General features: G+C 74.4%; 8 protein-coding genes. 2 read left to right on the top strand and 6 right to left on the bottom strand.

The window, feature by feature from the left end; all coding sequences use genetic code 11:
* Positions 1-226: 226 nt before the first annotated feature.
* A complete protein-coding gene (locus I003_RS0120520; protein ID WP_027773224.1) occupies positions 227-2,518 on the top strand; it encodes an ROK family protein in 2,292 nt (763 codons plus the stop codon).
* Between the two features lie 198 nt (positions 2,519-2,716).
* On the opposite strand, the gene I003_RS0120525 is transcribed toward I003_RS0120520, so the two are convergent.
* Entirely contained in the window at positions 2,717-3,724 is a 1,008-nt protein-coding gene (locus tag I003_RS0120525) for an oxidoreductase (protein ID WP_027773225.1), read from the bottom strand.
* Positions 3,725-4,094: 370 nt separating this feature from the next.
* A complete protein-coding gene (locus I003_RS0120530; RefSeq protein WP_027773226.1) occupies positions 4,095-4,931 on the bottom strand; it encodes an endo alpha-1,4 polygalactosaminidase in 837 nt (278 codons plus the stop codon).
* Positions 4,932-5,070: 139 nt separating this feature from the next.
* On the opposite strand from I003_RS0120530, the gene I003_RS0120535 reads away from it, so the two are divergent.
* Positions 5,071-6,105: a LacI family DNA-binding transcriptional regulator gene (locus I003_RS0120535; RefSeq protein WP_027773227.1), complete on the top strand. Its 1,035-nt coding sequence runs from the start codon at positions 5,071-5,073 to the stop codon at positions 6,103-6,105.
* Between the two features lie 54 nt (positions 6,106-6,159).
* On the opposite strand, the gene I003_RS0120540 is transcribed toward I003_RS0120535, so the two are convergent.
* The 4 genes from I003_RS0120540 to I003_RS0120555 all read right to left on the bottom strand — a co-directional run bounded on the left by I003_RS0120540 (position 6,160) and on the right by I003_RS0120555 (position 9,523).
* The gene (locus I003_RS0120540; protein WP_027773228.1) at positions 6,160-6,903 is read right to left on the bottom strand and encodes a hypothetical protein; all 744 of its coding nucleotides are present in this window, start codon (positions 6,901-6,903) and stop codon (positions 6,160-6,162) included.
* Between the two features lie 108 nt (positions 6,904-7,011).
* A complete protein-coding gene (locus I003_RS0120545) occupies positions 7,012-7,398 on the bottom strand; it encodes a peptidase inhibitor family I36 protein (protein ID WP_027773229.1) in 387 nt (128 codons plus the stop codon).
* Between the two features lie 714 nt (positions 7,399-8,112).
* Complete coding sequence (locus I003_RS0120550) at positions 8,113-8,694, bottom strand: hypothetical protein (protein ID WP_027773230.1); 582 nt, start codon at positions 8,692-8,694, stop codon at positions 8,113-8,115.
* 310 nt (positions 8,695-9,004) lie between these two features.
* Positions 9,005-9,523 carry a DinB family protein gene (locus I003_RS0120555; RefSeq protein ID WP_027773231.1) on the bottom strand — a complete coding sequence of 173 codons (519 nt, stop codon included), beginning with the start codon at positions 9,521-9,523 and terminating at the stop codon, positions 9,005-9,007.
* Positions 9,524-10,272: the final 749 nt, after the last annotated feature.

A 10,272-nucleotide genomic window follows, 5' to 3' on the forward strand; every position in this document is an offset into this window, starting at 1 on the left:
TCGACGCCGAGGGGCGGCTCCGGCCACGCGCCGTGCGCCGCGGGCCCGGGTTCCGGGCGGTTGTCAGGCGATTGTTTTCCAGCACGACGTAAGGCGTCTTCTTATTCCCCTGACAATTCACCAGCACCCTTTGCGGGCAGACAAGCAAAAGGACCTTTGGAGGCGTTGACTTCATAACACCCGTGGTTTTACATGTGCGACACGAGCCGCACAGGAGGCACCCGCCATGCACCCCCACGAGCAGGCGACCGTCACCGCTGCCGCACTTCCCTCCGCCCGCCCCTCCGCCGAGGACACCGGTCTGCTGCGGCAGTGGGCTGCCGAGGGCGGGGCGCTCGAACTGCGCGCCCGGATCGTGCTGCTGGCCGGGCAGGGTATGCGCGACACCGACATCGCCCGCCGGCTCGGCGTCTCCCGGCAGACCGTCGGCACCTGGCGGCACAAGTGGGCGGACGAGGGCATCGCCGGGCTGCGGCACCGCACCCGCCCCGGGCGGCCGGCCACCGTCGACGAGGCGGAGGTCCTCGCCCGTACGCTCCTCGCCCCCGACGGCTCCACCGCCTCCCGGGCCGTGGGCCGCGAACTGGGCCTGTCCCACGCCACCGTCGCCGCCATCCGGCGCCGCTGGTCGGAACACCCGCCCGCCGACCCGCCGCTGCCCGGCTCCGACGTCTGGGTCGTCGGCCTGTACGCGGACGCCCACGGCGCCGTGCTCCTCGCCGGCGCCCGGCCCGGCGCCGCCGCGCAGCCGCGGCCCGCGGGCAGCGCCGTGGGCGCCGACGTGCTCGCCGGGCTCGACCGCGCCTGCGCCGCCCTGCCCGGCGCCGTCGCCGGAAGCCGGCCGCCGGCGCCGCACCGCGCGCTCGCCGCGTTCCTCGCCAGGGCCCGCAGGCGCCATCCCCGTATCGAGCTGTACGCGCTCACGCTCTGGACCTCGGACGCCGCCGACGCCCACCCGCACGCCTCCCCGCCCGCCGCGGACGCCGCCGGAACCCCCGCCGCTCCCCCCGAGATCCGGCCCGAAGCCTCTCCCCCGGCCACCCTTCACCGCATCCCCGCCACCTGCACCTGGCGCAGCTACCTCCGCGCCCTCGTCGCCCTCGACAGCTCCCGCCACCCCGAATCCTCCCGCCGCGTCTACCGCGACCTCGCCGGCGCCGTCGAGGCGTACGCCCGGCGCCCCGCGAGCGAGCCGCTGCAGTGGCTCCGCGAGTCGATCGCCAGCCACGCCGCCCCGCCCCGGCCCCGCACCCGCCGCGACGACACGGCCGGCGGCCCCCGGCGGGAGGCCGCCGGCGGCGCGAACCACATCGACCTCGGCTCGTTCAACGAGTGCGTCGTCATCGAGGCCGTACGCCTCGCCGGCACCGTCACCCGCGGCGAGATCGCCCACCGCACCGGCCTGACCCAGCAGTCGGTGTCCCGGATCGCCCGCTCGCTGCTGTCCCGCGGCATCCTCGTCGAGGCAAACCGCCGCCAGGCGACCCCCGGCAAGCCGCGCACCCCCGTGCGGCTGCGCGGCGAGGCGGCGCACGCCGTCGGCGTCCACATCGACCCGGAGGTCTTCACCGCCGTCGTCATCGACCTGGACGGCGCGATCGTCGCCGAGCGCACCCGGCCCGTCCAGCCGACCACCGACCCCGACGTGCTGGTCAAGCAGGTGGCCCGGCTCGGCCGCGGCGTCCTGGCCGACGCCCGCGGCGCGGTACGGCCCGGAGGGTTCCTCGGCATCGGCGTGGCCGTCCCCGGGCCCGTCGACACCGACTCCGGCACGGTGCTCGACCCGCCGCTGATGTCGGCATGGACGGACCTGCCGCTGCTGTACCTCCTCAAGGACCACTTCCAGTGCCCGCTGATCATGGAGAAGGACGCGACCGCCGCGGCGGCGGGCGAGCGGTGGATCGGCCGCGACCGGCGCGACCGCGACTTCGCCTACGTCTACCTCGGCACGGGCGTGGGCTCCGGCCTGTACCTCAACGGCGGCCTGCACCGCGGCACCAGCGCGAACGCCGGCGAGTTCGGGCAGTTATGCGCCGTCGCCCTCGGCCGCACCGAACCCGGCGGCCGGCCCGAGGTGCTGCCCGAGTGCAACCCGCCCCTCGGGCTCTCCCGGCTCGCCGCCCGGCACGGCTTCCCGCTCGACGCCGCCGCGGCCGGCACCACCGCCGGCTACCGCGCCGTCACCGAGGCCGCCGCGGCCGGCGACCCGGCCGCCACCGCCGCCCTACGGGACCTGGCGCGGGCCGTCGGGCAGGGCGTCACGAGCCTGGTGGACCTGCTCGACATCGACCTCGTCGTCCTCGGCGGGCCGTTCTTCACCGAGGCCGCCGCACCGCTGTACCTGTCCCGCATCGGCCAGATGGTCAACGACTTCCCCACCGCGCGCCGTCTGCGGCACGTCGACGTCGAGCGGTCGGTGCTCGGCCCCGAGGCCGCCGCGGTGGGCGCCGCCTCCACGATCTTCCACGCCGCGTTCACCCCGAGACTGCGCGGCGGCACGGTCCTCCGGGTCCTGTGAACGAGCGCCCTGAACGCACGACCCGAACGCCCCACGGCGGCGCGGAGGGCGGTGCCACGGTCGGGTTTCGCCGACGACGGCGACTGGGTGGCCTTCGAGCCGTACGCACAGGACGACGTGACCGGCATCGGCGCGGGTTCACCCCGAGCGCGGATTCACCCCGCCGTGCGGCCCCGGCCGGCCCCGCGGCCCCGCCGCTCACTCCGCCGCCGCCAGCGCCGCCAGCAGTTCCCGCTCCCGCTCCGGGCTCAGCCCCGCCCGCCGCGGCCGGTCCAGCCCCTGCTCCCGCTCCCACGCCAGGGTGTCCGCCAGCAGCTCCGCGCGCGGCCTGTGCGTCAGCCCCGCCGCCACCGCCGCGGCGCCGCTGCGGGACGTGAAACCCTCCCAGCCCGGCTCGTCCAGCCACATCGCCAGCGACTCCTCCCCCATGAACTGCTCCACCCCCTGCCTGCGCAGCCACGCGGACGGGGCCTCCACCACCGGCCCCGTATGCCCGCCGACCTCACGGGAGAGCCCGACCCAGTCGGCGAGCGGGAGGACCGGGCCGACCGCGTCGTACGTGCCGACCGCGCCGGTCTCCGCGCGGTCGAGCAGCCAGGAGGTGAGGTCGCGGACGTCCACGACCTGCGTCGACAGGTGCGGGCCTGTGGGAACGAGCATGGGGCTCCGGGGAGCGCGGGCGGCGCGGGCGACCCAGTAGCCCGTCCGGTCCGTGTGGTCGCCGGGGCCGCCGATGAGGCCGGCGCGGGCGATGACGAGCCGGTCGCCGACCGCCTCCCGGGTGGCCTGCTCGCAGGCCGACTTGGCCTCGCCGTACAGCTCGCGGCCGACCTCGTCGCGGTCGGTGGGCTCCATCAGCGGCGCGGACTCGTCCGCGCCGGGGCTGTGGTGGGCGGCATAGACGTTGCCGGAGGAGACGTAGGTCCAGTGCCGGGCGCTGCCGGCGAGCGCGGCGAGGGCCCCGCGGACGAAGCCGGGCTGCCACGACACCTCGAACACGGCGTCCCAGGGGCGGTCCGCGGTACGGGCCGGCAGCGCGTCGTACGCGCCGGGCTCCCGCCGGTCGGCGACGACCAGGTCCGCGCCGTCCGCCACCCCGCCGCTCTCGCCGCGCGCGAGACAGGTCACCCGGTGCCCCCGCCCGAGCGCCAGCCGCGCCACCTCCCGGCCCACCCAGGCCGTACCGCCCAGCACGAGAATGTCCATCTCCGCACCCAAGCACCGATCCCGGCCCGGCGCAGCACCGCTACGCCGACAGCAGAGACGGCTCACCCGCGGGGGTCGCGCCGTCCCGGCGCCCGCACGAGAGCGGCGCGGCCCCGGCGGCGTACCACGCGTCCATGCAGGTGGGCGACGCACCGGCACGGCGCTGCTCACCACCCTCGCCGCGAGCCCGCAGCCGCGCACCTCGCAGTCGGCGGGCGGCACGACCGCAACGGCGCTTCCGCGACGGCGGTCACGGTGCACGGGTACCCGACGGCACTGACGGTGGGGGGCGGGAACGGGAACCGGCGTCCGAGCCCGGGTCCGGGGCGGAGCCGGGTGCGGGGGCCGCGCAGGCGGAAGCGGCCGTCGGTCAGCAGGTCTCGCGGACGTGGTCCGCGGCGCCCTTCGGCGAGACCGCGCGGTCGCGGCGGACGATGCTCAGCCGGCCGGCCCACTCGCGGCACGCCGCGGCGAGGCCGCCGGGCGTGTACTCGACGACCAGCACCCGGTCGTCGAACGCCTCGGCGTAGGCGGCGCACTCGGCGTACTCCCCGCACTCCTCCGCGACCGCGAAGTCCAGCCCGGTACGCGCCCGGTCGGGGGCCAACTCCGCGGTGTTCTTCTGCGCGACGGCCAGCCCGCGGCCATGCGCGCGGTCGGCGAGAAGCGCGGCGTACGACCGGGCGTGGTCGGCGGTGAGCAGGCGCGGGAAGCGGGTGTACGTGTCCAGGTTGTCGGGCTCGACGGCCTGGAATCCGCGCTCGGCGCAGCCGTCGATCCAGCGGCCGACCTTCGCCGCGATGCGCTCGCGCTTGCCCGCGGTGCGCAGGTCGAGCACGGCCTCGCCCCAGTCCTCGTCGTAGACGACGTCGCCCGCGGCGTCCCGCAGCAGCAGGTCGGGATCCCACTCGTCCTCGGCGCCCGGCTGGACCTGGAAAGCGTTGACGTAACAGACGTTGTACGCGCCGGGGGCGGGGGCGTCGCGGCGGTCGCGGACGACGACGCCGGCACCCGGGGGCGGTTCGTACGCGCCGCCGATCTGGTAATCGACCCCGGCACCCGGCGGAGGCAGCGCGGGCTTGCGCGCCGCGCCGCCGTCACCGTCGCCGCGGAGGGCGACGAGGAGGGCGGCGAGCAGGGCGGCGGCCACGACGGCGGCGGCGCCGGCGAGGAAGGCGCCGGGCCGGCGGATGCGGAGGCGGATCACCCCGCCACTATCGCGCGCGCCGTCATCCGCCCCACCACCAGCCCTGCGGGCCCGCGGGCGGCACGTCCCTAGAATTGGCGGGTTCGGGCCCCCGGAGGACCACGGACACCGGGGGCGGAGCGGGTGGAGGGGAACGGGCATGGCCCAGCAGCGACCGGGCGACACCGGCGCGCCGACGATGCGTGACGTCGCCAACCGCGCCGGAGTCAGCACCATGACGGTCTCCCGGGTGCTGAAGGACGACGCCCGGGTCGCCGCGACCACCCGCAAGCGGGTCCTGGCCGCCGTCGACGACCTCGGCTACCGGCTCAACGCGACCGCGCGCAGCCTGCGGCTCGGCGGCAGCGGCATGATCGGGCTGATCGTCACCAACCTCGCCAACCCCTTCTACTCGCGGCTCGCCCTCGGCGTTCAGGAGGTCGCCGCGCAGCACGGGCTGAGCATGCTGCTCAGCAACACCGGCGAGCAACTGGACCGCGAGCGCGGACTGGTGGAGGACCTGGCGTCGCGTCAGGTCGCGGGCATGATCGTGGTTCCGGCGGGCGGCAGCCACAGCCACCTCACGCCCGCGGCGCTGCGCGACATGCCGGTGGTGCTGGCCTCCCGGCCGCCCTCGGGCATGGCGGCGGACTGCGTCCTCGTCGACGACTTCGGCGGTGCCCGGGACGCCACCGCCCGCCTCCTCGCCGCCGGGCACCGCCGGATCGGCTTCCTCGGCAACCCGCCGTCGATCCACACCGGCGCCGAGCGCTACCGCGGCTACCGCGCCGCCCACGAGGAAGCCGGCGTCGAGCCCGACGAGCGGCTGGTACGGCGCGGGCTGACGGACGTGGCGAAGGCGGAGCGCGCGGCGCGGAGCCTGCTCGCGCGGGAGGGCTCCCCGCGGCCCGAGACCGCCCCCACCGCCGTCTTCTGCACCAACAACCGCCTCACTCAGGGCGCCATTCGCGCCGTCCGCGCCCTCGACCTGCCCGTCGCGCTGGCCGGGTTCGACGACTTCGACCTCGCCGACGTCCTCGGGATGCCGCTGACCATCGTGTCGTACGACGCCGACGACATGGGCCGGCAGGCCGCGCGCCTCCTCATCGACCGCATCAACGGCGGCCCCGCCGCCTCCACTCCCCCGCGGTGCAGCGTCCTGCCCACCCGCGTCCTGCGCTACGGGCCGGGGTGAGCCGGGGGCGGCGCCGGATGCCCGGCCGGAGGGCCGGGGCGGGCAGGGGCGGGGTCAGACCTCCACCTCGTACTCAAGGGCGAGGTCGGCGTTCCCCGTGACCCGGAGCGGGACGCGCACGGCCGGGTTCAGGCTGTCGTTGACCGCCAGCAGGCTCGACCGCAGATCGGCGGGCGGGGGCTGGGTATAGAGGTCGAAGCCCTCGTCGAGCGCCGCCCGGATGCCGGGGGCCGCGCACGTGTAGTTCAACAGCCGGTCGTGGGTGCTGTGCTGGATGTGCAGCTCAACGGTCTCGGTCGCGTACGCGGCCGCGAGGAACTCCTGGACGTTGCCCTCCCGGACCAGCAACCCGGTGTCCAGTTCGACCGTCGTGGCGGGCAGCACGAGCGTCGCGCGCAGGAACCCCTCGTGCGCGTCGACGTACAGCTCCGCGCCGTCGCCGACGATCGCCTCGCCCAGGTCGTACAGGTCGGCGCGCAGCCGAGGCGTCATCCGGACGACGATCCCGGGCCGACCGGCGAAGCCCATGAAGATCACATTGTCGTCCTCGGCGAACGTGCGGTGCTGCATGATGACGGCCACCGGACCGGTGCCGGGCGGATGGAGCGACCGGGCGTGGTCGGCGAGCCGGTCGGTGAAGCTGGACACCGTGATCCGCGGCAGCCGCCGCTCGCCGAGCAGCAGCCCGGGCCGGTCGGCAGGCCCCGGCTTGCGGGGGTCGAGCACGTTGACCGAGAGGTGCCCGGTGCCGCCGCTGCTCGGGGTCTTCCGTCTCCTGCTACGCCGCCAGAACGCCATGCGGGAACGCTAGAGGGCCGGCCCGGGGACGGGTCCCGGGGGCCCCGGGCCGGGGCGGCTTCCGGGGGCGGGGGCGGGCCCGCACGAGCCCGCCCCCCGCGGGCGACGTCAGCAGGACATGCCGTTGGGCTCGTCGATCGCGACCGAGCTGAAGTAGTCCTGGAAGGACGAGAAGAAGTTGCCCTGGCCACCGGGGCTGGTCACGGCCATGCAGCCGGTGTAGTCGGCGTCGGACCACAGGTTGATCCAGGAACCGGTGCGGTTCCAGTCCGACTTGGCGCGGTCGTCCATGCCGACCGCGGCCAGGTCGGGGGTGTCGTCCGTGAGGGCGACCATGTCCCCGGTGCCGTCCAGGCCGGAGAACAGACAGTAGTGGTCGGCCGGACAGCGGTCGTAGCCGTCGGCCACCGCCTGCGCGGACGCACCCGGGGCGGCCAGCAGCGCGGCGGCGGCCGCGGCGGCGGTGACGACGGCTGCGTACAGCTTCTTGGTCATCTCTCTCCTCGTTGGGGGCAGAACGTGAACACCCCGCCGCCCACGGGCATACCAGGGCGGCGGGGGAGCAAGCAGGAGCGGCGGCACGCGCCGCCGCTCGGTTCCCGGATCGACTCGGTCAGGGGATCAGACGCCTGGACGATTTCCTGCCGATAGTCCGTGATCTCAGGGTATCAACCGAGTTTGGAGCATTCGTCCGCAGGCGTCAACGTGGTTCTTGAACGAATCCGGTTGGCCATTCCGCCGAGAGCGTCCACGCCGAGCGGGAATCCCCCTCCCGCACGGCTCTCCGAGAAGATTTCGGAGCGTACGTGGGCGGACTGTGAATCCACTTGGCGCCGACTTGGCGGCGGGCAGGTTCAAAGCGGGTTATATGCGCCGGTCGCCGCAGAGGGGAATCCCTAGTCGGCACCTATTCGCTCTCCAGTACGGCACAAGGCGTGTGACCGATGCTGGGAGCACGAGAACGGCGGAAGTATCTACGGGGGAGCCGGAACCGGCAGAACGCTGTCGCCGGGCCGACAGAAGAAGTCGGGGGAAAGACGGCAATCCAGGTCAGCACCGCGACCAGCGAGGCCACCCCTTGCGGACACCGCGCCCTCGTCCCCGGGTCGGTCGGGGACGAGGGCGCGGGAGCGACGAGTCGGCGCAGGGGTGCCGGGCGGGGCGGGGCCGTCCGCGTCGGTGCCCTGTCCTGCGCCGAACCGATCGGGTCTACGAGGCGGGCAGGTGACCCGTGAAGGCGGTCTGGAAGAACGCGTTCTTGGCGAAATGCTCCAGGTAACGGGGATCGCTCACTTCGAGGGTGAAGGAGGCGGACGTCCCCCTGTCCCCGTCGAGATCACCGGCGTCGTCCTCGACGATCTCCCAGGAGACGATGATCTCTTCGGTACGGCGGGCGAAACCGCCCGGCTCCGGGATGAGTGAGAGGTAGTGCACTCCGTCGGAGAAACCCCGCCCGCCGTAGGGGTCGAGGCGGCCCTTGTAGAACTCCTCCGCCTTCACACGGGGTATCCGCACCTCGGTGGAGCCGTCCTTCAGCAGATAGCCCTTCTTGTTGATCCGCGCCTTCGAGCCGGAGTACAGCTCGAAGAGCTCCTCGAACTCGGCCTGCGTCGCGGCCGATACGGGCCCGGCACCGAAGTCGCCACCCTGACTCCAGGCGTCCATGATGAGTTGCAGTCCGAAGGCGGGGCCCTGGTCGAACCCGTAATTGTCGGGATCGCGGTACTGCACGGTGCCGGAGAGGGTGGTGCCGCGGGTCGCTTCGGTGAAGACGTCGAAGATCATGGTCATGCGGCGGGAGCCTAGCGATCAGGACTGACAGGGGGAGGGCGTGAAGACCGGCGCAGGGAGTGGAGCCGGGGCCGGTGCCATGCCCGGGCCGGGGACGGGGACGGGGACGGCATCGGGTCGGGAGTGAGGGCCGGGGACGGCATCGGGTCCCGGAGTCAGGGCCTGCATCAGGTTTGGAGTCAGGGCCGGTGCCGGCCTCAGGTCTGGAGCCGGGCTGACTTCGGACGTTGGGGGGGTGGGGGGCGGGTCGGCGGCCCCGTTGCCACGGGAGGACCATGGTCGGGGCAGACGGCGCGGTCTTGCTGCGGCCCTAGTAATACCCCTTGGTCCCGTCGAGCAGTTCCCGCACGATGTCCGCGTGCCCCGCGTGGCGCCCGGTCTCCTCGATGAGGTGGATGAGGATCCAGCGCAGGTTGGCGCGGTTCCGCGGGAAGTCGGTCTGGCGGGCGACGTCGTCCAGGGAGGCGGCGGCGATGATGTCGTCGCTGCGGACGCATTGGGCGTCGTAGTCCGCGATCACTTGCGCGAGGGTGCGGCCGTCGGTGAACCAGTCGGCGTCCTCGGGTGCGGCCTCGTCGAAGGACGGGTTCGACGTGCTGTCTCCGCCGAGGAACAGGACCTCGAGCCAGGAGTGCTCGACCCAGCGCATATGGGCGATGAGCCCGGCCATGGTCATGAGCGGCGAGGTGGGGACGACGGAGCGGTGGGCGTCTTCCTCGCTCAGGCCCTCGCATTTCCATCGGAGGATTTTCCGCTGGAGTGCGAGCCAGCCGGTGAGCGCGGTGCGTTCGTCGGCGAGGAGGGGAGGACGTTCGAGACCAGGCGACATGGCCCGGACGGTAGCGCGGGGCGCCGGGGCGTGTCGCCGGGTTTTCGACGAAGGCGGGCCGGCGGACAGGACAGGGCGGCGGACAGGGCCGGCCAGCGGACAGGACAGGGCCAGCGGACAGGACAGGGCAGGCAGACAGGGCAGGGCAGGCAGACAGGGCGGGCGCCGGGTGGGTGGCGCGTAGGGGGTGGCGGATCGGGAGGGGCTGGGGCGGGGCCGGCGCCGACGTTGGCCGGATCCGCGGTGGGTGCTGGGGTACGGACGTCCGGGGGTGGGGCGGGTTCCGGGGGCGCCGGTGCCGCGGTCCGTGTCGTGGCCGGGTACCAGAGAAATCGCCGATGCCACGGTCCGTGACGTGGCCGGGTCCCCGAGAACCGCAGACACCCCGGCTCCGTCGACAACAGATCCCCGAGAACCCGCCGATACCCCGACCCCGCGTCGAAGCCAGTGCCCGAGAACCCGCCGATGCCCCGGCCAGTCACGGCGCCGGCGGCTGGCCCGTCGGGTGCGCGACGCCGGGCCGGGACACACGCCGGGCGGACGGCAGCCCGCCAACCGGACCGGTGCACGCGGGGTACGCGACGAGGCAGACGGTGGCACGGGGAGCCGCCAGCGCCCGGGGGCGGTGCCGGTGCCGGTGCCGGGGGTTCCATCGTTCGCCTCGAACCGCACGTCCCCTCACGCCCGCCCAAGGGTATGCGCCTGCTCTGACAGTAAGTCCCGGTCATCAGCACCGCCGGCTGCCCCGT

Source organism: Streptomyces sp. CNQ329, from assembly GCF_000482585.1.

Bases quoted from the DNA above. Each gene is read 5' to 3' on its own strand.
- I003_RS0120520 (WP_027773224.1), top strand. From the start codon at position 227: ATGCACCCCCACGAGCAGGCGACCGTCACCGCTGCCGCACTTCCCTCC.
- I003_RS0120525 (WP_027773225.1), bottom strand. From the start codon at position 3,724: ATGGACATTCTCGTGCTGGGCGGTACGGCCTGGGTGGGCCGGGAGGTG.
- I003_RS0120535 (WP_027773227.1), top strand. From the start codon at position 5,071: ATGGCCCAGCAGCGACCGGGCGACACCGGCGCGCCGACGATGCGTGAC.
- I003_RS0120540 (WP_027773228.1), bottom strand. From the start codon at position 6,903: ATGGCGTTCTGGCGGCGTAGCAGGAGACGGAAGACCCCGAGCAGCGGC.
- I003_RS0120545 (WP_027773229.1), bottom strand. From the start codon at position 7,398: ATGACCAAGAAGCTGTACGCAGCCGTCGTCACCGCCGCCGCGGCCGCC.
- I003_RS0120550 (WP_027773230.1), bottom strand. From the start codon at position 8,694: ATGACCATGATCTTCGACGTCTTCACCGAAGCGACCCGCGGCACCACC.
- I003_RS0120555 (WP_027773231.1), bottom strand. From the start codon at position 9,523: ATGTCGCCTGGTCTCGAACGTCCTCCCCTCCTCGCCGACGAACGCACC.